The sequence below is a fragment of the Flagellimonas onchidii genome (assembly GCF_004804315.1).
Taxonomy (GTDB): Bacteria; Bacteroidota; Bacteroidia; order Flavobacteriales; family Flavobacteriaceae; genus Flagellimonas; species Flagellimonas onchidii.
On record NZ_SRXX01000006.1, the window covers coordinates 1 to 25582 of the forward strand.

Annotated in this window: 11 protein-coding genes; 2 read left to right on the forward strand and 9 right to left on the reverse strand. The window is 42.3% G+C overall.

The features are described from left to right. The 6 genes from E4661_RS07710 to E4661_RS07735 form a co-directional block, all read right to left on the reverse strand. On the reverse strand, nucleotides 1-1392 hold a 1392-nt coding region (locus E4661_RS07710), incomplete at its 3' end, for a hypothetical protein (protein WP_136466262.1). A 437-nt stretch (nucleotides 1393-1829) separates the two neighbouring features. After that, on the reverse strand, nucleotides 1830-4169 hold the full coding sequence (locus tag E4661_RS07715; RefSeq protein WP_136466263.1) for a DUF7933 domain-containing protein: 2340 nt from the start codon (nucleotides 4167-4169) through the stop codon (nucleotides 1830-1832). 173 nt (nucleotides 4170-4342) lie between these two features. Beyond that, nucleotides 4343-7138: a proprotein convertase P-domain-containing protein gene (locus E4661_RS07720; RefSeq protein WP_136466264.1), complete on the reverse strand. Its 2796-nt coding sequence runs from the start codon at nucleotides 7136-7138 to the stop codon at nucleotides 4343-4345. 269 nt (nucleotides 7139-7407) lie between these two features. Then, on the reverse strand, nucleotides 7408-9366 hold the full coding sequence (locus tag E4661_RS07725) for an OmpA family protein (RefSeq protein ID WP_136466265.1): 1959 nt from the start codon (nucleotides 9364-9366) through the stop codon (nucleotides 7408-7410). Nucleotides 9367-9375: 9 nt separating this feature from the next. After that, nucleotides 9376-10320 carry a PorP/SprF family type IX secretion system membrane protein gene (locus E4661_RS07730; protein WP_136466266.1) on the reverse strand — a complete coding sequence of 315 codons (945 nt, stop codon included), beginning with the start codon at nucleotides 10318-10320 and terminating at the stop codon, nucleotides 9376-9378. A 14-nt stretch (nucleotides 10321-10334) separates the two neighbouring features. Then, nucleotides 10335-14270 (reverse strand): T9SS type B sorting domain-containing protein, encoded by a 3936-nt coding sequence (locus tag E4661_RS07735; protein WP_136466267.1) that lies wholly within the window; start codon nucleotides 14268-14270, stop codon nucleotides 10335-10337. Nucleotides 14271-14656: 386 nt separating this feature from the next. Between E4661_RS07735 and E4661_RS07740 the strand changes: the two genes are divergently transcribed. Continuing rightward, nucleotides 14657-16249 (forward strand): peptide chain release factor 3, encoded by a 1593-nt coding sequence (locus tag E4661_RS07740; protein ID WP_136466268.1) that lies wholly within the window; start codon nucleotides 14657-14659, stop codon nucleotides 16247-16249. 100 nt (nucleotides 16250-16349) lie between these two features. Further along, nucleotides 16350-16781 (forward strand): hypothetical protein, encoded by a 432-nt coding sequence (locus E4661_RS07745; RefSeq protein WP_136466269.1) that lies wholly within the window; start codon nucleotides 16350-16352, stop codon nucleotides 16779-16781. Nucleotides 16782-16835: 54 nt separating this feature from the next. On the opposite strand, the gene E4661_RS07750 is transcribed toward E4661_RS07745, so the two are convergent. The 3 genes from E4661_RS07750 to rpoB form a co-directional block, all read right to left on the reverse strand. Further along, nucleotides 16836-17147: a DUF3467 domain-containing protein gene (locus E4661_RS07750; RefSeq protein ID WP_136466270.1), complete on the reverse strand. Its 312-nt coding sequence runs from the start codon at nucleotides 17145-17147 to the stop codon at nucleotides 16836-16838. A 161-nt stretch (nucleotides 17148-17308) separates the two neighbouring features. Continuing rightward, complete coding sequence (gene rpoC / locus E4661_RS07755; RefSeq protein ID WP_136466271.1) at nucleotides 17309-21607, reverse strand: DNA-directed RNA polymerase subunit beta'; 4299 nt, start codon at nucleotides 21605-21607, stop codon at nucleotides 17309-17311. Between the two features lie 32 nt (nucleotides 21608-21639). Next, on the reverse strand, nucleotides 21640-25461 hold the full coding sequence (gene rpoB / locus E4661_RS07760) for a DNA-directed RNA polymerase subunit beta (protein WP_136466272.1): 3822 nt from the start codon (nucleotides 25459-25461) through the stop codon (nucleotides 21640-21642). Between the last annotated feature and the right edge of the window lie 121 nt (nucleotides 25462-25582).

Consider the following 25582-nt stretch of genomic DNA (forward strand, 5'->3'; position numbering starts at 1 on the left):
GGCGAAGAGCTCACCGCCCACTATCGACAGGGCGTTGCCAGCGTTGCCGCTGATCGCCACAGTGAACTCGTTGCTCCCATCAAGGTTCAGGCCGTTGCCGGCAGTGTACTGTGTGTCGTTGTCCGTATCGGGGACATAAAGCCCGTTCGCATCGATCGTCAGGGCGTTGCCCGCAGTCGTGCTCACATCCGCGGAGAAGACCGTGCCCGTAAGGTCAAGGCCGCCGCCGGCAGTGTACTGCGTGTCGTTGTCGGTACGGCCAGCAAGTGCGTCGATGGCCCCCTGTACATCGGTCTCGCCCAATGAGGAGGTGCTGTCGTCGAAGGACACCTCTCCGGCGTCCTGGTCGTCCGTCGCGTAGATGCCGTTGGCGCGTACGTCAAGGGCATTGTTCGCATCGGGGCTCGCAACGGCCGTGAACTCGTTGCTGCCGTCAAGGTCAAGGCCGCCGCCGGCAGTGTACTGCGTGTCGTTGTCCGTACGGCCGGCAAGTGCGTCGATGGCCCCCTGTACATCGGTCTCGCCCAATGAGGAGGTGCTGTCGTCGAAGGACACCTCTCCGGCGTCCTGGTCGTCCGTCGCGTAGATGCCGTTGGCGCGTACGTCAAGGGCATTGTTCGCATCGGGGCTCGCAACGGCCGTGAACTCGTTGCTCCCGTCAAGGTTCAGGCCGTTGCCGGCAGTGTACTGTGTGTCGTTGTCCGTACGGCCCGCAAGTGCGTCGATGGCACCCTGTACATCGGTCTCGCCCAATGAGGAGGTGCTGTCGTCGAAGGACACCTCTCCGGCGTCCTGGTCGTCCGTCGCATAGATGCCGTTGGCGCGTACGTCAAGGGCATTGTCCGCATCAGGGCTCGCAACGGCCGTGAACTCGTTGCTGCCGTCAAGGTTCAGGCCGTTGCCGGCAGTGTACTGTGTGTCAGTGTCAACTAAAGCAGCTATATCAGCTAAAGCAACTGAATATGTATTGGTATCTGAATCGGTAATAACCAAATTTGTATTGGTGGCATCTATGCCAAAAGAGGCAATTGTCGTATTTGTATCGGTCAATGTATCGCTAAGACTACTTAAATCGACATTTACATTTCCCCCATTTTCTAAAGTTAATGTCAATTGATTGGTAGCTCCATCAAAAGTGAACCCCGTTAATTGTTGGTCATCCGAAGATGTCAATTCCCAGGAATCTCCATCCCAAAAATAGATGGTACCTGTGCTGGTATTCACATATATGTCTCCTGCATCTGCTCCACTTGGAGTGACTGCTCCTGAACTGGAAACGGCTGTTCCACTCAACACTTCACAATTGCATTGGTCTTGCAATGTTACCGTGGTCTGTGAATAGGCAAATCCTGAGAAAAATAATAAGGCAATGATTATAATGCTCTTTTTCATGGGGTTTACGTTAAATGACATCGTCTGAATATGTTTTTTGTAATCTTTTATGCTAATTCGTTGTGTGCATTTAAATCGTTCACAATTCAAAACACTACAACACTTTACAAAATTACCTTTACCTATAGGGGGTGAAAATATTTGTTGTGTATACCTAAATTCCGAAGGTATAGCGGTTAAATCTTGAGGTGATAACTTAAAAAAACTTTAATTTTTTAGAGGTCATTGGTCGATAATACCAGTATTTTTAAAGGCTTTCGGATGCCCACTTTCTTTTGCAAAAAGAAATTTTATCTTATTTCAAAAAACAATTTTTATCGTTGAATCCAGCTTATTTGATAAAACAAACAGATTATATTCAAAGAAGTCAAATTTTGGAAAACAGTAAATGGAAAATGTTTTTCCTCTCCTATTTCTTATAAAAATCAATAAGCAAATCAGTCCTTATCTACCCTATATGTTATTTGACGATTAGTAATTAAGGTTGCAGGTCTCGCCAAAACCGTCAAATCCGAAGTTGTTGTTCCTGAAAGCGGGATATTTTGATCGTTAGTTATATCAGATGGAGAAATTGTATTTGTGAAAACTCCTGCAGCATTTGTGGTCACGTCAAATGTAAAAGTACAAGTGGTTCCTGCTGGTAAGCTGACACCGGAAATAGAAAAACTTGAAGCTCCCGAAACAGCAGAAATTGTCCCTCCACACGAAGATGAAGCATCGGGAGTAGAAGCTATTGTCATTCCTAAAGGGAGGTTGTTTGTTAAATCCAGATTAGTTAGTGAAACTCCATTGGAGGGGTTTTCAATGCTTATTGTTACGGTGGATTCTTGTCCTTCGTAAATTGTGGTGGGGTTGAAAGATGATGTGGCCACTGTTGGAAAAGCAATCTCATTTGAAGTAACAAAGACTCCTCCCCATATACCTTCAAGACTACTTCCCAATACCACATCCATTTCGGTTGCATTATTGGCAACAAGTCCGGTTGCATCAAATACATCAATATCCACCCCCCAACTATAGCCAAAGTTTGGGTTTCTAGTTCCCAAGTCAATGCCAAACTCTGAAATGGTTCCATTTAGTGTATTATTGGCAGGGTTCAATGCATTTGAAAGTGAAGTTCCTTCTATACTTACAAAGTCTCCTGTGCTACTAGCCTCACCATCCATACCATAATAGCCAACATGTGTCTCAAAAGTCCCTATAGATGGAGTCAAAAGTCCCGTAACGGTAAAAGAGTCGTTGGCTCCAAATCCAAAGAAATCAAATCCATCCCAAACACTAACGTTTCTTGATGTATCAGCAGGGTCGTTATAAATCACTACCATGGTCCATCCTCCATGAGGTCCTGTAAACGAACTTCCCGTAACCAAAGCTATATCGGCGACGAAATAATTACCATTTCCTCCGGATTGTACAATAGAAGTAACATCTGAGTAAGCCATAAATGTATTCCAGCCAGCGAAACTTGTCGTTTCTATGTTTCTTACATCCGAATTCACTGAGGTGTATGTTCCAGACGTGGGATCCATAAATTTAACTTGGTCAATATTCAACGCGCCAGAAGGATTTGTGATACCCCCATTGGAACTGTTGTAAACCCCTCCCCAGTATAATCCTGCCCATTGTACCGTAGACCCCACGGGCAAACTAAGGTTGCTACTACTTGAATTTACAGTACTGCCATCACTATCTACATCTGCGTATCCCATGACCACTGGTGGATTATTTGATACAGGGGTACCAGGACAACCTGAAGTACATTGTAAATTAGTATTTCCGAGCATCTTAAAGTTCCCCATTAGGTTTATTGCCACTCTTTCCTCATAAGGTCGCGTCACATTTGGATCATTATCATTATCATTAATTGTTACCGTAGCGGTATCGACAATCGAGATTGATGGGTCTGAAGTCGCCGTAAATGATATTGTAAAATTCTCGGTCGATTCAAAGGTGGTATCATCCAAAATGGTAATTGTAATTTGTTCGGTATCACCAGAAGTACCATTAAAATTAAGGGTTCCCGTATCTGAGGTATAATCTGACCCTGCCAAGGCAGTACCATTATTAGTTTGATAATTTACTGTAAAAGCTCCTGTAGCATCTGGACCATTGTGTGTTGCAGTCAGTGTAGCGGTTCCTGCATCTTCATTTATCGAAACATCTTCTATCAATATTTCGGGTGCAATGGTCGTTATGCTTAAATCATCTATTCCACCTTCAATAATATCTCCAGGTCCTGATCCATCTGAAACCGTTACCCTAATTACAACGTTAGACCCAGCTGGTATAGCAGCGGTTGCTTCCGTCCAAACCGCATTAGTAGTAATATCTCCAATAGATACCAAATTGGTATAACTACCTCCCCCGTTTAAAGAATACTCCAATAGAAAAAAGTCATTTACATCATCACCATTATCACGTTGCCCAAAAAAATACCAAATTGAGAGTTGAGAAGCCAACGTTATGTTATATGTTGGTGAGGTGGTAATGGATGTTCCTCCATCAACATCTGCATTACCTGCTGAGCTATTGGTAGCCGTAAAATAGGCATTTACACCAGCTGCCGTATGGTCATCCTCCAATTGAGTAGTAACACCACCACTGCTCTCTCCCGTAGGGTTGGCAACAATGAAAGTTCCTGTTGATGAAGTTCCGGATGTAGTCCAACCAGTTGCCGTACCACTTTCAAAATTCTCACTTACCTGCCCTACAACATCATGTGATAGCAATAGTGTGATCACTACGAAAAGAAAAGCTGAAAAATGCAATCTGCCCATAAATTTAAGTTTGAACCTATCAATTGTTAAAACTAGAACTCATTGGATTACTTGCACAAAAAATGTTGTCTAGATTGGAATCGTCTTGGTGAAAAGTTAAAATAATGAGGTATATCTATCTGATATTAAATCAAATACCGATGTTTAAAAGATCTATTACGTTGATTTCTTTTTTAGTTTCTATCTACTCGGTACGTAATTCTTCGGTTAGTTATGACGCTATTAACACGTAAGGTCAGAGTGGCATTTGAAGAAGTCAAAGATGGACAAGAACCTGTTGAGTTGGATACAATTACCCTGTAGACATATCCCTGCTTATCAGAACCCGCAGTCAAAACGGTAAGTAAAGCAGTATCTACGCCTGAATATTCAGACCCATTGGTTATGTTGGAAAAGCTACCTCCTCCATTAGCACTTACCTGCCACTGATAGGTATCTGCATTGGTGGTGCTGGTGGTAAAAGTGCCATTTGTACCCAAAATCACAGTTTGATCACTAGGCTGGGTATCAATGGTTATAGGGCTTACTATAATGGTCTGGGTAACATCGACAGTATTACCAGAACCATCTGTAACCCGGTAAGTTCTGGTGATTATTTCTGGGTTACTTCCCCCGTCACTCGAATCACCAATAAACGTTACAGTAGGGTTAGCGGTACAATTATCAGCCTCGTCAGTTACCACAGTAATGTCAGAAGCTGGTATATCAGATGAACAATAGACTGTAACAGGGCTTGGATTGCTTGCAGTCGGTGCTACATTATCCACAGTTAATGTAGTAACACCTGTAATGCTCAAAACAGGGTCACCTATTGTTCCACCATATTCCACAATATACCCTTGAGGGGCATAAGCTCCGCCACCTCCAGCTTCTGGTAAATCATTCCAAGATCCTGGGGTTGATGTAACTGAAGGGTCTGTAATATGTGCATAATCTTCATTTCCAACATTATTTGGTTCCCCAGCATTCCAAAAGGCAAAATTAGGTGTGCTTCCTCCTGCTCCTCCATTCCAGAAGTTCGTTCCTGCTTCAGGGCCTGTGACCCAGTTCCAAACTCCTTCCGTAGCCGCATCACTTCCACCAATCCATCCTACTCCCTGTGCTTGAGATCCCGAAAAATCTGCTTCAACCTGTGAAGTCAATGTTGCCAAATATCCTTGCAAACCAAAATAGGTTCTTAGCGCTGCAGCATCTCTAGCTGCGGTCCATGAAATTCCTGGGTTGGCGATAAATTCGTAATAATGCCCGGTTGGTGGTAAATAGTTAGCCGTACCTGGGGTAATTGAGAACTGTCTAGTTCCTGTTGGGCTTCCAGAACTACTTGAATATTCTACTGCTAAGATTGCTGTTTCAAACTCAGCAAAAGTAGTAGGCCCTTGTAAGGTAAGCTCCCCTTCCACCGCATCCCATGAGGCCGTTATATTCGGATGAGTGCCCGTTAGGGTCAACAAATCTTCCCCATTAATATATCCCGAGGAAATCTGAATATAAATGGCGTCCGCTGTAGTATCATCAGGGTCGGTTAAACTAACCGTCTCTACTATGGCCTGTGATGTTCCAGGGCAATATACTTGATTCCCCGATACTGTAAGTACAGGGGGCTGATCTGCTGCCGGAACAATTGACTCGCTCAAATCATCTGCAGTGGCATCACTATCAGTTTGATCGACATTCACAGCAGTAATCGTATTGGTGATGGTTGTACCACTAGTACCTCCATTTACACTTGCAGTAATGTTTAGGGTTGCAGTAGCGCCATTGTTCAAGCTTCCTATTGTCCAAACTCCAGTTCCCGAGTTATATGCACCATCATCACTTACATAAGTAACTCCTGCCGGTAAAATGTCTGTTAGGCTCACATTGGTTGCATTTTCAGGGCCATTATTGGTTACAGTAAGGGTGTATACAACATTGCTGCCCTCCTTTGGTGTACCATTATCAACTGTTTTGGCCACTGCCAAATCCGTAGATACGACTCCAAGGGTACAGACTTCTATGGAAAAACTATCTAAGGTTCCAGCATCCGCAAAAGCGAAATCATCGTTAACTGATAACGTCCATGTACCACTGGGATCCTCTCCGTTAAAATCTGATAGGTTCCCCTCTGGACTAAAGCTACCTGTAAAAGGTGCCGTTCCTGCAGTTATTGCAGTTGCTGCGGCGTCATCAAATACGGTATTGGTATAGTTATCACCGCCGCCGCCATTATCACTGGAAAGAAGAACCGTAGTTCCTCCAGGGCTGGTCAAAGTAATATCTAAATCATCATCCCAAGGATGGGTAATGTTCAAGGTAACATTCACATCGGTAATTGTACCTGATGCAAATCCACTCAAATTTGCGTTAAGTGGCCCTGATCCATCATCCGGAATATTGGATCCAGGAGAAGAAGAAATTGTATTACAGCTTGTTCCTCCCGAAGTCCCTTGAACCAAGACATCATCGATAAAATAGTATTCGGAATCACTATTTTGATTTGTCGCGAATTGCACTCTAATTTCAAGGGTTGAGCCAGATAGACCCGTAACAGAATACGAGGCCAGAACCCCAGTTACTGTTGAACTTTGAAAATCTATCCATCCTCCTCCGTCAATTCTATATGCGCCCGCAAACCTGTCAAATGTTGCGTTATTGTTTTCCACTCCAGCAAAGCCCGCGTCCAAACTAAAGGAAACATTGGTATATGCCGATATATCTATAGCTCCAGTGGACCAGGTTTCCACCTCATCCGTATTTCTGGCATGCATAACCTGATCACCACTTAAATTTTCGACATCCAACCTTCTAATAACATTGTTGTGGGTTTCGCCAGTAATTGACCATGTTGTTGCTTCAGGTCCAGTCGCAGTTCCGGATACATCTTGAACAGAACTTGGGCTTTCAAAGTCTTCAAACCATATGGTTGTTTGTGCAGAAACACTTATCGTTCCTAAAAATAAAAGAAAAAGTACGAGGGTTTTGATGTTCATCTTTTTGATTCAGCCAGATTACTTTGGAAATTGATTTATCATCTCCGATTATCTATAACCGAATAAAAATAGATTGAATGCCTCAAGGCAACCAAAAAATGTTGTCTAGTATGCTATTCTACTTGTGAAGAGACGAAACCAAGGTGTGAGTGAAAAAAAAATGCCGTGATTGAATGTATTTTATCAATCAATTCATAACAATATGGCTCTTTGGCATATATGAGATAGAGGGGCCATTCCACCCTTATTTGTAATCCGCTATGGATGCCCTACTCAAAAATAATGAATTCGGAACGTCTATTTAATTGATGTTTTTCACGAGAACATGAGACACCATTGAAGCAATCGTTCACCAAACGGGTTTCACCAAAACCTTCTCCCTCCAATCGGTCTCGAGCTATACCCTTAGAGATCATATAATCTACTGTCGATTGTGCTCTCTTTTGCGATAACCAAAGGTTGTACGCATCGTTGCCACGACTGTCAGTATGTGAGTTCACTTTAATCTTTAGACTTGGATATTTCTCCATCGCTGCAATTACCTTTTGAATTTCAATCTCCGCATCTGGACGTATATCAAACTTGTTAAGGTCAAAATAAATGGTACTCAGTTGGAGCAACTTGGCCAAATCATCGCCAAAACCACCAGTGACCACATCCCGTTCTAAATAAAAATCAACAATTCGAGGTTTTCCATAGGATTTGTTTAAATACTCCTCTGCGGGAACATAACCATCCCTAGATGCTCTAACAAAATTTCCCTTGGAGCAATCCAAATCAAGAACATAGTTCCCTTTAGAATCCGTTAAGGTAGAAGACACCTCGTTATTTTCCTCATCAATGATTTTAACTGTTGCACCAACCAAAATCTCGTTGGATATTCTATCCCTTACAGTACCTGTAACGTCTTGAATACAGTCCAGCACCAATGGCTCATTTTCCACAAATTCATAGATATCATCCTCTCCTACCCCTCCTGTCCTATTCGAAGAAAAGTAACCTGTTTTGCTTTCATTATCCATGATAAATGCGAAATCATCTTGGTTACCATTTATGGGTTTCCCAACATTTACCACAGGTTCATCAAAATTTCCAAAAGCAATTTTGGTAGCAAAAACATCCAACCCTCCTAAACCTTGATGTCCATCAGACGAAAAATAAAGCACACCGTCCTTGGTGATATAAGGAAAGGTTTCACGCGCCCTAGTGTTAATGTTTTTGCCCAGATTGATAATAGGTCCGTATGTTCCATCACCAATAATTTCCGTCATGAAAATATCTGACTCACCATGTGATCCTGGCATATCAGATACAAAATATAATTTCTTTTCATCTGGGCTCAAGACCGGATGCGCGACTGAGTACGAATCATTGTTAAACGGCAGTTCTATTACATCGGTCCACTCTCCATCAACAAGTTCGGCACTATATATCTTTAAGCGAATGACTCCTTTTTCGTCTTTCTTCTTCTTTCCATCCAAAAAATTGTTTCTTGTAAAGTAAATTGTCGAACCGTCTTTGGTAATAGCAGAGGTGGATTCGTGCAATCTAGTATTTACGTCTCCCTCCAATTTTACCACTCGATCATTGGAAATACTATCTGCGTTTACCTTATATAGATCTAAAAAATCCTTTGAATTCCACGTATGTCTGTAACGTGCCAAGTTTCCTGTATCTCTATCTGAGGAAAAAATCAAACCTTTTTCATAGTAGGATGCTGCAAAATCTGTGTACTTACTGTTATATGGAAATGGTTTAACGTTATACCTACCAGAGTTCTTCTCGATTTTCTCCAAATAATCCTCATCAAATGTATCTTCAGATGATGCGGCGGTTATCTCCTTGAATTTTGCCATTATTCGGGCAGATTCATCATAATCTCCCAACGTTTTCAAACTTTGGGCGTATCGGAAATAATAATCAGGTTCTATTTCTTCTGGATAAGCTTCTGCCAGTCTTTGATATACTTTAGCAGCTTCTTCATACTTGGCATTGAAATAATATGAATTTGCAAGTCTTTTTAACAAGTCTTGAGAAACATATCCCTTGTCAAGAACTTTTTTGTAAATATCTATGGCAGGACTAAAAGAGTATTCATTATACTGCTCATCAGCCTTAGCTTTAACCTTGGCTTGTTGCTTCTCGTTGACCTTTTCCTTGTCTTGGGCCAAGCCATATAATGCACCCCCTAAAAAAATGATAAGAAGTATGGATATTCTTTTTAGCATAACCCTATATTAAAAGAATCTTGGTGACACAGTTTTTTGAAAGGCTTTTAAAAGCTCCAATCTTAAAAAGACCTCGAATGATCCATCATTAAATTGGGTGCCTCCAAGCTCGGTTGTTTCGCGATCATAGGCAAGCCCCAACATAATCTGATCAGTTACTTGAAATCCAGCTAGCGCGCTTACCGCAGCATCTAATCTATAAGCTGCACCAAAACTAAATTTTTCAGCAAAAAGGAAAGTAGCCGAAACATCTACTTGAATGGGAGCCCCACCAACTGCCTTGGTTAAAAGAGCGGGTTTGAATTTCAGATCGGAATTTAAATCAAAAACATACCCCGTTATGAAATAGAAATTGATTCGCTCCGCAGCCAAGAAGTTAACCGAATCGGAATCGCCATTGTCAAAATATTCGGTTTGCAAAACATTTGGAGCGGAAAGACCTGCATAAAACCTATTGTTATGGAAATATACCCCCAATCCAAAATTTGGATTAAACTGATTATCGATATTGTCCTGTTGCACTATCTCCTGATCGAAGTTTCTTAAGCCATTAAAATCCAAGCTTAACATATTTCCGCCGGCTTTCAAACCAAATGATAGCTTGTTCTCTCCAGCAAATTCCAGCGTATAGGAAAGAACAGCATCAAGATATGTTTCTTGAACAACCCCATCGCCAATATTATCATTAACTATGGAAATACCGTAGCCCAACCTACTGTTTCTAATTGGAGAATGAAGATTAACCGTAAAAGTCTCTGGAGCTCCATCAAGTCCTACCCATTGCGAACGATATAATCCCGCAAATGTCAACTGCCCTCTTGACCCAGCGTACGCCGGATTTACACTAAGGGTGTTGTACATGTATTGGGTATATTGCGCATCTTGCTGAGCAGTAAGGTCCTGAAACGTCAAGACAATAAATAAAAACGGAATTAAAAAGTGTTTTTTAACCATTCTGATTCAATATGTTACCTGCTTATATATATGTATTCGGAGTCGGTAAAACTTCCTTCATCCGTTTCGTAGTCAAATATATAAAAATATACTCCCGCGGGGAGATAATCGTTGACGCTCAAAGTTGACCTACCACGTGAACGTCCGTCAAAAACATTGTTCACATTGTCATAGTTTGAACCTTCATAAACGGTCTTTCCCCACCGGTTGAAAATTCTGAGTGTACTTGATCTCACATAGTCCAGTCCTCTGATGAACAGAAAATCATTTTTAAGGTCTCCATTAGGTGTCAACATTTGATTCACTTCTATGTTCTCAATATTTACCGTAACAATTGCAGTATCACAATTACTTGGGTTGTCTACTTCACAAATCATGTATTCAATGGTATACGTACCACTTGCTGTTCCTGAAGTCACAACAACACTTCCATCGGTATCAATAGTAAGTACATTGGTTGCTGTAGAAGTCAAGATTACATCTGAAAGCATAACTGGATTATCGTTCAAAGTATCGTTGGTAAGCACATCACTATTTGGGATGGTTCCTCCTGAACCATCAGAACCATAAGAGTCGTCAACCGCTTCGATAGCATTAACCATGCTAGGTTCCACCACCACTGTGACGGTAGCTGTGTCACAATTATTGACATCCGCTGCTTCACAGATGGTATATTCAATAGTGTATGTGCCTGCCGGTGTTCCCGATTCAACGGTGATACTTCCGTTCTCTTCATTGATAGTCAGTTGATCCGTAGAAGTGGAAGTAAGAATCACATTAGAAAGGGTTACGGGGTTACCATCCAAAACATCATTATCCAAAACATTACTGTTAGGAATAACCCCTCCTGAATCATCCATGCTGTACATATCATCAACGGCGTCAATAACACTACCCATACCAGGTTCGACAACAACTGTCACGGTCCCCATATCACAGTTGTTAACATCAGCAATCTCGCAAATGGTATATTCAATAGTATACGTACCTCCTAGTGTTCCGGGTTCAACAGTAATACTTCCGTTCTCTTCATTGATAGTCAGTTCATTCGTAGAAGTTGACGTCAAAATTACATCGGAAAGCGTAACAGAGTTACCATCTAAAGTATCATTATCAAGCACATTGGCATCTGGGATTGTCCCTCCAGAAATATCAATGTTGTATGCATCATCCACAGCATCTATTACATTAATCATGTCAGGATCCAGATAGTCAGGCGTACCGTCACCATCGGTATCGTCATCGGTGGGATCCCCATCGCCATCAGCATCCTCGTCGGGGGTGTCGATGCCGTCACCGTCGTCATCGATATCACGGTAGTTCACGTCCTCGGTGCCATCCGTGTCCGGTAGGTCGTTGGCAGGGTCGTCAATCTCGTCGTTCACATCATAGCCATCATTGACATCGCTGCCCTCATAGCCGTCGTCAAGACCGTCGTTGTCCGTATCGGTGCCCGTGTACGCTTGGTCTGGGACACCGTCGAAATTGAAGTCGTTCCCCTCGTTGTTGTCCGCTACCATGTCGTTGTCCGTGTCCTCGTCAAGGTAATCAGGAATCTCGTCATCATCCGAGTTCTCAGGTGTAAGGCCTCCGATATAGGCGCTGTTCACACCATCGTTCGCCTCATAGGTCGCCTCGTCGTCATCGTTCGGAGGAATATAGGTCGATGTGGGCTGGGCCTCAACATTGTCCGGGATGCCATCGTTATCGCTATCTATGTCCAAGTGGTCAGGGCGTCCATCCCCATCACTGTCCAATGGATTGGTCAACGGGTCGTTGTCCCCGTCCGCATTGTGGTCCTCCACCGTGTCCAGGATACCGTCATTGTCATCGTCAAGGTCCACACTGTCCGGTACGCCGTCATCGTCAGTGTCGTCTCCCGGGTTATCTGGGTCGAGGTAATCCGGCGTACCGTCACCATCGGTATCGTCATCGGTGGGATCCCCATCGCCATCAGCATCCTCATCAGGGGTATCGATGCCGTCACCATCATCATCGATGTCACGGTAGTTCACGTCCTCGGTGCCATCCGTGTCCGGTAGGTCGTTGGCAGGGTCGTCAATCTCGTCGTTCACGTCATAGCCATCATTGACATCACTGCCCTCGTAGCCGTCGTCAAGACCGTCGTTGTCCGTATCGGTGCCCGTGTACGCTTGGTCGGGGACACCGTCGAAGTTGAAGTCGTTCCCCTCGTTGTTGTCCGCTACCATGTCGTTGTCCGTGTCCTCGTCAAGGTAATCAGGAATCTCGTCATCATCCGAGTTCTCAGGTGTAAGGCCTCCGATATAGGCGCTGTTCACACCATCGTTCGCCTCATAGGTCGCCTCGTCGTCATCGTTCGGAGGAATATAGGTCGATGTGGGCTGGGCCTCAACATTGTCCGGGATGCCATCGTTATCGCTATCTATGTCCAAGTGGTCAGGGCGTCCATCCCCATCACTGTCCAATGGATTGGTCAACGGGTCGTTGTCCCCGTCCGCATTGTGGTCCTCCACCGTGTCCAGGATACCGTCATTGTCATCGTCAAGGTCCACACTGTCCGGTACGCCGTCATCGTCAGTGTCGTCACCAGGGCTATCAGGGTCGAGGTAATCGGGCGTACCGTCACCATCGGTATCGTCATCCGTAGGGTCCCCATCGCCGTCAGCATCCTCGTCGGGGGTGTCGATGCCGTCACCGTCGTCATCGATATCACGGTAGTTCACGTCCTCGGTGCCATCCGTGTCCGGTAGGTCGTTGGCAGGGTCGTCGATCTCGTCGTTCACGTCATAGCCATCATTGACATCACTGCCCTCGTAGCCGTCGTCAAGACCGTCGTTGTCCGTATCGGTGCCCACGTACGCTTGGTCGGGGACACCGTCGAAGTTGAAGTCGTTCCCCTCGTTGTTGTCCGCTACCATGTCGTTGTCCGTGTCCTCGTCAAGGTAATCAGGGTTATCGGCTTCATCAGTATTCTCTGGGTCTATTCCTTCGTCTCCATTTCCCTCATACGCATTATCCAAACCATCGTTATCATCATCATTTCCTGTTGGAGGAATGTATCCCGATGTTGTTTGCCCTTCTACATTATCTGGTATGCCATCGTCATCAGAATCAATATCCCTAAAATTGGGTAACGGATCTGTGTCGCTATTAATAGGAGTAATTCCTTCCCCAGCTCCAGGATAAGATTCATAATGATCATCCAAGCCATTTTTATCATCATCTATACCACAAGGGATTTGAATATGACCAGGATCTTGAGCTTCAATGTTATCTATTATACCATCGTTATCGGAATCGATATCCCTATAATCTTTGATATAATCACCATCAGTATCGATTGGTAAAACACCACCACAACTGCCGGGAGTTTCTTCATAAGCATCATCCAAGCCATTACCATCGACATCGTTTCCAGACGGTGGAGTATATCCCACTGTAGGCTGTGCCTCTACATTATCAAGTATGCCGTCATCATCTGAGTCAATGTCCTTGTAATCTGGAATGTGATCATAATCTGTATCTACGGGAATCAAGCCACCGCAACTTCCAGGGGTTTCTTCGTAGGCATCATCCAAACCGTTGCCATCAATATCTTTTCCTGAAGGGGGAATATATCCATTTGTGGATTGCGCTTCAATATTGTCAATTATTCCGTCATCATCAGAATCTATATCCAAATAATCGGGAACACCATCTCCATCTGTATCGGTTGGATTGGTCCAATAACAATCATCACCATCTAAATTTTCATCTTCAACGGTATCGATTATTCCATCGTTATCGGAATCTATATCATCATTATCAGGAACTCCATCATTATCCGTATCAGTATAGTACGGTGTATTTCCTTTAGGATTTAATGCATTAAGAGGAGTTGTCATTCCTAGACAAAAGGCAAGGAACACCAATGAAAAAAGACTGTATGAAACCTTTTTCTTAAAAAATAAGAAAGTATTTTTTTCCATAATGATAGTTTTGGTCAACTAATCACCATGGCATTAGAGTTCTCGTACTTGCAAGAAAATGGGGCTTTTCTTAGCTTTCGTGGTTTTTATAATTTACCTACCACCTTTTGCGCACATAATTAATCTATTTCAGATGCACTTCCTATTTTAATCGACAAAAAGCGTATTCCTTGTCATTACCTGCCACTATTATTTATACGGACAGTGATATAAAAAAGATTACGTTTCGGTAAAAATCAAAAAAACGACATGCGAAAATTACTTCACTTTTACTCATGGAGCAAGTAATTCTTCTTTTTTTGTCCCCATACTATCAACAACTATTTAGAGTTTCCAATATGGGTTTAAAAAGAGATAATTACGCTATTTTTGCCGAAATTTTGTAGATGGATTTTGTATCAGAAATAGCTAGACGGAGAACTTTTGGAATTATTTCGCACCCAGATGCCGGAAAGACCACATTAACCGAAAAACTTTTGTTGTTCGGAGGAGCAATCCAAGAAGCGGGAGCGGTCAAAAACAATAAGATTAAAAAATCCGCCACCAGTGATTTTATGGAAATAGAGCGACAGCGTGGGATTTCCGTAGCTACTTCTGTATTGGCGTTCATCTATAATGACAAAAAAATCAATATTCTTGATACACCCGGTCACAAAGATTTTGCAGAGGATACTTTCAGAACATTGACCGCGGTGGATAGTGTAATCGTTGTAATAGATGTGGCCAAAGGTGTAGAGGAACAGACCGAAAAATTGGTCGAAGTATGCCGTATGCGCAACATTCCCATGATTGTTTTCATCAATAAGTTAGATCGAGAAGGGAAAGATGCTTTTGACCTTCTGGACGAAGTTGAGCAAAAATTAGGGCTTTCAGTCACGCCATTGAGCTTTCCGATTGGGATGGGCTATGATTTCAAGGGCATTTATAATATCTACGAAAAAAACATCAATCTATTTAGCGGTAATAGTAAGCAGAACATTGAAGAAACCATAGCCTTTACAGATATTGAAAATCCTGAATTGGAAAACATTATCGGAGAAGCTTCGGCGTTAGAGCTTAGAGACAATCTGGAACTGGTTTCGGGTGTTTATCCAGAGTTTGACAAAGAGGCTTATTTAAATGGAACTCAGCAGCCTGTGTTTTTTGGATCTGCTCTAAATAATTTTGGTGTTAGGGAGCTGCTGGACTGTTTTGTGGATATTGCACCTGCACCTAGGGCAAAAATGGCGGAGGAGCGACTTGTGGCATCTGATGAGAAGGATTTTTCCGGTTTTGTTTTTAAAATCCATGCTAATATGGACCCGAAACACCGAGATCGATTGGCATTTATAAAAATAGTTTCGGGTACTTTTGAACGTAACAAACCTTACCTTCATGTTCGACAAGATAAGAAGTTAAAGTTTTCAAGTCCCAACGCCTTTTTTGCTGAAAAAAAGGAGATTGTGGATGTATCCTTTCCTGGAGACATTGTAGGACTTCATGATACGGGCAACTTCAAAATCGGAGATACGCTTACCAGTGGTGAAAAATTGAACTATAAAGGCATTCCAAGTTTTTCCCCTGAGCATTTTAGATATATCAACAACGCAGACCCGATGAAGGCCAAACAGCTTTATAAGGGCATCGATCAACTTATGGATGAGGGGGTTGCGCAGTTGTTCACCCTTGAAATGAACGGTAGAAAAGTCATAGGAACTGTCGGAGCTCTTCAATATGAAGTAATCCAATATCGCTTAGAGCATGAATATGGTGCCAAATGTACTTATGAAAACTTCCCTGTACACAAGGCCTGCTGGGTAGATTCAGAAGATCCTAACGGTGAGGAATTTAAGGAATTCAAACGGGTAAAGCAGAAGTTTTTAGCCACAGATAAACAAGGGCAGTTGGTGTTTTTGGCAGATTCCGCTTTCTCACTTCAAATGACCCAGCAAAAGTACCCCTCCGTTGTTCTTCGTTTTACCTCGGAGGTAACAATTTAGCACCATTCATACCTAAACTTCTCATTATAAATAGTTTAAAACGAAGAACATTTCTACATTTTTTGTACTTTATTGGCTGTAACCAATAAAAACTGTTCTTATGACTGATTCAAACAAGCCACCAATCTGGTTTTGGATGGTAAGTGTCTTGGCGCTTCTTTGGAATTCAATGGGTGTGTACAATTATTTGTATACTAAATTCAATCAAGTTGAAATGTTGGAAGCCATGACCCAGGAACAACGCGCACTTTTTGAAGGTATCCCAGCTTGGGCAACAGCGGCGTTCGCTCTTGCGGTTTTTTCGGGAGTCATTGCTTCCATTGGTCTTTTGCTACGAAAAAAATGGGCAAAACCCCTATTCGTGGTGTCCTTGGTAACAGCTGTAATTCAATTCATCAATTGGCTATTTCTACAAAATGCCGCAGAAGTTTATGGCGGTGCAGCTTATACTATGCCCATTTTGGTAGTGGTGATAGGACTTGCCCTAATCTATTTTTCTAAAAAAGCAATTCAAAAGGGTTGGTTAACCTAAGTAGTAAAATATGAAGTAATAAAAAACCTGACATTAAATGTCAGGTTTTTTGTTTTATGCTTCTCCAGTTGGCCCAAAATTCAAGGGAATCGGAGGCTGCTCATAATCTTTGATGGTACCATGGGCCTGTTCAAATCGTGTCACATTATCGCTTAATGCTTTTAAAAATTTCTTAGCGTGCTGTGGGGTCAGAACAATCCTGCTCTTTACTTTAGCTTTAGGTGCTCCCGGCATCATGCTAATAAAATCCACTACAAATTCGGATACAGAATGATTTATGATTGCCAAATTGGAATAGGTTCCCTCGGCAGTTTTTTCATCCAGTTCTATATTGATTTGTTTTTGATTTTTATCGTTTTCAGCCATTATAATTTTTGTTTTAAAATTGTTTTGGATTTATTGCTAAGTTAAAGAAGGAATATTCTTCCATGACAATAAATTTTGATGAGACCCCGAAATAAATTCAGGGTGACGGTCATGTCCGACCTTAAAAAAAGAAAACCCTGACTTTCGCCAGGGTTTGTTTATTAGAATTTGAATTCCTCTTTTCGGGCCATGATTTCATCGTATTCTTCTTTTGAACCTACGATGATACTATCATAATCCCTCATACCGGTACCGGCTGGAATTTTATGTCCTACGATGACATTCTCCTTCAATCCTTCCAAAGTATCAACCTTACCGCTTACAGCAGCTTCGTTCAATACTTTAGTAGTCTCTTGGAACGATGCAGCAGAGATGAACGATTTTGTCTGAAGCGAAGCTCTGGTAATACCTTGTAAGATTGGCGTTGCTGTTGCTGCAACTGCATCTCTGGCTGACACCAAAGTTTTATCTTCTCTACGCAAAATGGAGTTTTCATCCCTAAGCTCTCTAGCTGTAACTATTTGACCAGCTTTTAAGTTTTCAGAATCTCCAGCGTCTTCAATCACTTTCTTTCCGAAAATCTCATCGTTCTCACGGATAAAGTCATCCTTATGCACCAACTGGTTCTCCAAGAATGTTGTATCTCCAGAATCCTCGATACGAACTTTACGCATCATCTGTCTAACAACTACCTCAAAGTGCTTATCGTTAATCTTCACACCTTGTAAACGGTAAACTTCTTGTACTTCGTTCACCAAGTATTGTTGAACTGCAGATGGTCCTTTGATGGATAAAATATCTTCAGGAGTAATGGATCCATCAGATAATGGCATACCAGCGCGAACATAATCGTTCTCCTGAACCAAAATCTGGTTGGATAGTTTTACCAAGTACTTCTTGATTTCACCCGTCTTTGATTCAATAATAATCTCACGGTTACCACGTTTGATCTTACCAAAGGAAACTACACCATCAATTTCAGAGACAACCGCTGGGTTGGATGGGTTACGCGCTTCGAAAAGCTCGGTCACCCTTGGAAGACCACCTGTAATATCCCCTGCTTTTGCAGATTTACGCGGAATCTTCACCAAAATCTTACCTTCTTTGATTTTCTCACCATCATCCACCATAATGTGTGAACCTACTGGCAAGTTATAAGAACGTAAGGTCTCTCCTTTTCCATCCTTAATCAATAAGGTTGGGATAAGTTTCTTATTCCTAGATTCAGAAATTACCTTTTCCTGGAAACCGGTTTGTTCATCGATTTCTACCTGATAAGTAACTCCCTGCTCGATATTCTCGTAAGCAATCTGTCCAGTAAATTCAGAAACAATAACTCCGTTATATGGATCCCACTGACAAATCACGGTGCCTGGTTTAATTTTGGCACCATTCTTTACGAACAATTGAGAGCCATAAGGAATGTTATTCGTGCTTAAGGTAATACCTGTATTGGCATCAACAACCTTAATTTCTGATGTTCTAGAGATTACAATGTTGGCTTTTTCACCTTCACTGTTCTCCCCTACTACAGTTCTCAAGTCCTCGATTTCTGCAATACCTTCAAACTTAGCTTCTAATTTATTATCCTCAGAAATGTTACCTGCAATACCCCCTACGTGGAAAGTACGCAAGGTAAGCTGTGTACCTGGTTCACCGATGGACTGAGCAGCAACAACACCAACAGCCTCACCTCTTTGAACCATTTTATTCGTCGCCAAGTTTCTACCGTAACATTTGGCGCAGATACCCTTAGGCGCCTCACAAGTCAAAGCGGAACGTACTTCAATTTTCTCAATTGGCGCAGCATTGACTTTCCTGACATCAGCTTCTGAAATCTCTTGTCCAGCAGCTAAAATCAATTCTTCAGTCAACGGATTATAAACATCATGCAATGAAACCCTACCAAGGATTCTTTCCCCAAGGGTTTCAACCACTTCTTCATTTTTCTTCAGGGCCTGAACCTCAATTCCACGAAGTGTACCACAATCATCAATATTGATGATCACATCTTGGGAAACATCCACCAAACGACGGGTCAGGTATCCAGCATCCGCAGTTTTCAAAGCGGTATCTGCAAGACCTTTACGTGCACCGTGAGTAGAGATAAAGTATTCCAAAATGGATAATCCTTCCTTAAAGTTGGAAAGAATTGGGTTTTCAATAATCTCACCACCACCAGCTGTAGATTTTTTAGGCTTAGCCATCAATCCACGCATACCAGTCAACTGACGAATCTGCTCTTTAGAACCCCTTGCTCCAGAATCCAACATCATATACACCGAGTTGAATCCTTGCTGATCTTCACGAATTCGCTTCATGGCCAATTCGGTCAACATGGCATTGGTAGAAGTCCAAACATCAATAACCTGGTTGTATCTTTCGTTATTGGTGATAAGACCCATGTTATAGTTCATCATAATACCATCGACTTGCTCGTTGGCATCATTGATCATGTCATGTTTCTCTGGTGGAATAATAATATCACCTAAACTGAAGGACAAACCTCCTTTAAAGGCGAATTCGTATCCCATCGTCTTAATCTTGTCCAAGAATTCAGCTGTAGCCGGCACATCGGTCACAGCGAGAATATCCCCGATAATGTTACGCAAGGATTTCTTGTTCAAAACTGTATTGATGTAACCTGCTTGTTCTGGAACCACGCGGTTGAACAACACGCGACCTACGGTGGTTTCGATAATCTGGTTTACAAGTTCTCCTTCTTCATTAAAATCCTTTGCACGCACTTTGATTCCCGCGTTCAAGTCTACTACCCCTTCGTTATGGGCAATCACAACTTCTTCAGCTGAATAGAACGTCAACCCTTCTCCTTTAATCGGAACTTCCTTGGTTGATTTTCTTTCTTTGGTCATATAATACAGACCCAATACCATATCCTGAGAAGGTACAGTAATTGGAGAGCCGTTGGCTGGATTCAAGATATTCTGTGAGGCCAACATCAATAATTGCGCTTCCAAAATAGCTTCAGGTCCCAGTGGCAAGTGAACCGCCATCTGGTCACCATCGAAATCCGCGTTAAATGCCGTACATGCCAATGGGTGCAAGCGAATAGCCTTACCTTCTATCAACTTAGGTTGGAAAGCTTGGATACCCAATCTGTGTAGTGTGGGGGCCCGGTTCAATAGTACTGGGTGTCCTTTAAGGACGTTCTCCAAGATATCCCAAACCACAGGCTCTTTTTTGTCTATGATTTTCTTGGCTGATTTTACTGTTTTTACAATCCCTCTTTCAATCAGTTTTCTGATTACGAAAGGTTTATAAAGCTCAGCAGCCATATCTTTTGGAAGACCACACTCGTACAACTTCATTTCCGGGCCAACCACAATTACGGAACGAGCAGAGTAATCCACACGTTTACCCAATAGGTTTTGACGGAAACGACCTTGTTTACCTTTCAAAGAATCAGAAAGGGATTTTAATGGTCTGTTAGATTCTGTTTTGACAGCAGATGCCTTTCTAGTATTATCGAAAAGTGAATCCACCGCTTCTTGAAGCATACGCTTTTCATTCCTCAAGATTACCTCAGGAGCCTTAATTTCCATCAATCGCTTTAAACGATTGTTACGGATAATAACCCTACGGTATAAATCGTTCAAATCTGAAGTAGCAAAACGACCACCATCCAAAGGAACCAATGGACGTAATTCAGGTGGAATTACTGGAACCACCTTCATGATCATCCACTCAGGTTTGTTCTCTCTATTATTCTGTGATTCACGAATTGCCTCAACAACTTGAAGACGCTTCAACGCTTCTGTTTTACGTTGCTTGGAAGTTTCGGTATTGGCCTTGTGCCTCAATTGATATGAAAGTTCTTCCAAGTCAATCCTACCCAAAAGGTCAATCAAACATTCCGCTCCCATTTTAGCGATAAACTTATTGGGGTCGGTATCTTCCAAATATTGGTTCTCACTTGGAAGTGATTCCAAAATATTCAGGTATTCCTCTTCGGTCAAGAAATCCATTTTATTGATTTCCTCACCTTCTGGACCTTTGGCAACGCCAGGTTGGATGACCACATATCTTTCGTAATAGATGATCATATCCAATTTCTTGGATGGAAGACCTAAAAGGTATCCTATTTTGTTCGGAAGTGAACGGAAATACCAGATGTGCGCTACAGGGACCACAAGATTGATATGCCCCACACGGTCTCTACGTACTTTTTTCTCCGTTACTTCAACACCACAACGATCACAAACAATTCCGCGATAGCGAATACGTTTGTACTTTCCACATGCGCATTCGTAATCTTTTACAGGTCCGAATATACGCTCACAGAACAAACCATCACGTTCCGGTTTGTGCGTTCTGTAGTTAATGGTCTCCGGTTTTAAAACTTCACCTCTTGACTCTGCCAAAATAGACTCTGGAGAAGCCAATCCGATGGAAATTTTATCAAACCTTTTTGGTGCGTTATTATCTTTTATTCTAGCCATAATACTATGGAGATGATATGATTAAAAATGCTTTATATAGTGTTCTTTTCTTCCAATCTGATATCCAAGCCCAAACCTTTAAGTTCGTGCATCAATACGTTGAAAGATTCTGGTAATCCAGGTTCTGGCATGGTCTCACCTTTTACAATGGACTCATAGGTCTTGGCCCTTCCGATTACATCATCGGATTTTACGGTCAAGATTTCACGAAGGGTAGAAGAAGCTCCATAAGCTTCCAATGCCCATACCTCCATCTCACCAAAACGCTGACCTCCAAACTGAGCTTTACCACCCAATGGTTGTTGTGTGATCAACGAGTATGGTCCAATAGATCGTGCGTGCATCTTATCGTCTACCATGTGACCCAATTTCAACATGTAAATCACCCCTACAGTAGCTGCTTGGTCAAATCGCTGACCTGTACCTCCATCGTATAAGTGGGTATGTCCAAATCTAGGCACGCCCGCCTCATCAGTATAAGCGTTAATTTGATCCAAGGTAGCTCCATCAAAAATTGGAGTTCCGTATTTTTTGCCCAATTTCAAACCTGCCCATCCAAGAACAGTTTCGTAAATCTGACCAATGTTCATACGGGAAGGTACCCCAAGTGGGTTCAATACAATGTCAACCGGTGTTCCATCTTCCAAAAACGGCATGTCTTCTTGACGAACGATTCGCGCAACGATACCCTTGTTACCGTGACGACCTGCCATTTTATCACCAACTTTAAGCTTACGTTTTTTCGCTATGTAAACTTTGGCCAACTTCATGATTCCTGCAGGTAGTTCATCTCCAACAGAAATAGTAAACTTATCTCTTCTAAGGTTTCCTTGAATGTCGTTCAACTTGATTTTATAGTTGTGCAACAAATCGGCAACCAAAGCATTGGTCTTATCGTCCGTTGTCCAGCTTCCGCCCACCAAGTGTGCGAAATCGTCAACGGCGTTCAACATTTTGATGGTGTATTTCTTTCCTTTTGGAAGTACTTCTTCACCCAAATCGTTGATGACACCTTGAGATGTTTTTCCGCTAATCAATCCAAAGAGTTTCTCTACAAGAACATCTTTTAATTGCTGGAACTTCACTTCGTAGTCCATTTCCAATCTAGAGATGGCTTCTTTATCCTCAGAACGCTTACGCTTGTCCTTGATGGAACGTGAGAACAATTTCTTGTCGATAACTACCCCTCTTAAGGAAGGCGAAGCTTTTAAGGAAGCATCTTTTACGTCTCCCGCTTTGTCACCAAAGATGGCACGCAATAATTTTTCCTCTGGAGTTGGGTCAGATTCACCTTTTGGTGTAATCTTACCGATAAGAATATCACCGGGCTTTACCTCGGCACCAATACGGATCATACCGTATTCGTCCAAATCTTTAGTGGCCTCTTCAGAAACATTAGGAATATCATTGGTCAATTCCTCCGCTCCCAATTTGGTATCCCTTACCTCCAAGGCATATTCATCGATATGGATAGAAGTAAAGATATCTTCGCGTACCACTTTTTCGGAAATCACGATCGCATCCTCAAAGTTGTATCCTTTCCATGGCATAAATGCCACTTTCATGTTTCTACCCAGTGCCAATTCACCTTTTTCGGTGGCGTACCCTTCACAAAGCACTTCACCTTTTTTAACCTTATCACCTTTTCTAACAATAGGTTTTAGGTTAATGTTGGTACCTTGGTTGGTCTTTCTGAACTTAACAAGTTCGTAAGTCTTAGAATCTTCTTCAAAACTTACTAATCTTTCTTCGTCTGACCTTGAGTATTTTATGGTAATCTTTTGAGCATCCACATATTCCACAGTTCCGTCTCCTTCCGCATTAATCAATACTCGAGAATCTGTAGCCACTTGTCTTTCCAACCCAGTACCTACAATCGGAGATTGTGGTCTAAGCAATGGTACGGCCTGACGCATCATGTTTGATCCCATCAACGCACGGTTCGCATCATCGTGCTCCAAGAATGGAATCAAAGAAGCAGAGATAGAAGCAATTTGGTTCGGGGCAACATCCGTGTAATTTACCTCAGATGGGGCAACAACCGGGAAGTCACCTTCTTCACGTGCAATTACTTTATCATCTTCAATTTTCCCTTTGTCATCCATGGGGATGTTTGCTTGGGAAATCTTCATTCCTTCTTCTTCTTCAGCACTTAGATAGGTATACTCCTTGGTATCAACAACACCATTTTCCACTTTGCGGTATGGAGTTTCCAAGAAGCCCATAGGATTGACCTTGGCAAATACTGAAAGTGAAGAAATCAAACCAATGTTTGGTCCTTCAGGCGTTTCAATAGGGCAAAGTCTTCCGTAGTGCGTATAGTGAACGTCACGAACCTCGAAACCTGCTCTTTCACGTGAAAGACCACCAGGTCCAAGTGCGGACAATCTTCTTTTGTGTGTAATCTCCGCCAATGGATTGGTTTGATCCATGAACTGGGAAAGCTGGTTTGTACCAAAGAACGAGTTGATCACCGAAGACAAAGTCTTTGCATTGATCAAATCAATAGGGGTAAATACCTCGTTGTCACGAACGTTCATACGCTCACGAATGGTACGTGCCATACGTGCCAAACCAACACCAAACTGAGACGACAATTGCTCACCAACGGTTCTAACTCGACGGTTAGACAAGTGATCAATATCATCAATCTCCGCTTTGGAGTTGATCAACTCGATCAAATATTTGATGATGGTTATGATATCTTCCTTGGTCAAAACTTGTTTGTCCATTCCAATATCAAGACCCAGTTTCTTGTTCATTCTGTAACGACCAACTTCTCCTAAGTTGTAACGTTGGTCAGAGAAGAACAATTTGTCGATAATACCACGAGCCGTTTCCTCATCTGGCGGCTCGGCATTACGCAATTGTCTATAAATATGCTCTACCGCTTCTTTTTCAGAGTTGGTAGGGTCTTTTTGCAATGTATTGTGGATAATTGCATAATCCGACTGTGTATTGTTTTCTTTATGAAGAAGGATTGTCTTCACATCGGCATCAATAATCTCGTCGATGTGCTCCTTTTCCAAAACAGTGTCACGATCAAGGATAATCTCGTTTCTTTCAATAGAAACAACTTCTCCTGTATCTTCATCCACAAAATCCTCATGCCATGTGTTCAGTACCCTTGCGGCCAATTTTCGGCCCAATACTTTTTTCAATCCGGCTTTGGAGACCTTTACTTCTTCAGAAAGGTCGAAAATTTCCAAAATATCCTTGTCACGCTCAAATCCGATAGCACGGAAAAGTGTTGTAACAGGTAACTTTTTCTTTCTATCAATGTAAGCGTACATCACACTATTGATATCGGTTGCAAATTCAATCCAAGAACCTTTAAAAGGAATTACCCTAGCTGAATACAACTTGGTTCCGTTGGCGTGGAAAGATTGACCGAAGAAAACTCCAGGAGATCTGTGCAACTGGGAAACTACAACCCTTTCGGCACCATTGATCACGAAAGTTCCACTTGGGGTCATGTAAGGAATGGTACCCAAGTACACATCTTGAACGATGGTTTCAAAATCCTCGTGCTCTGGATCGGTACAATATAATTTTAACCTAGCTTTTAATGGAACGCTATAGGTAAGGCCACGTTCGATACATTCTTGGATAGAATATCTTGGTGGGTCTATAAAATAATCTAGAAATTCGAGTACGAATTGGTTTCTAGTGTCTGTAATGGGAAAATTTTCCATGAAGGTATTGTAGAGACCTTCATTTCCTCTTTCGTCAGATTTAGTTTCAAGTTGAAAAAAGTCTTGAAACGATTTAATCTGAATGTCCAAGAAATCCGGGTATTCCGGTATGTTCTTAGCGGATGCGAAATTTACTCTTTCAGTAGTGTTTGTGAACATCAATGGACAAATTTTGATCGTGAAATATTACTGCGGGCCGTGTACGACTTTATACACTCCTATTAAATAGGCTAAGGTCTAACCATTATTATGGAAAGACCTTAACCAAATTTGTATGGTA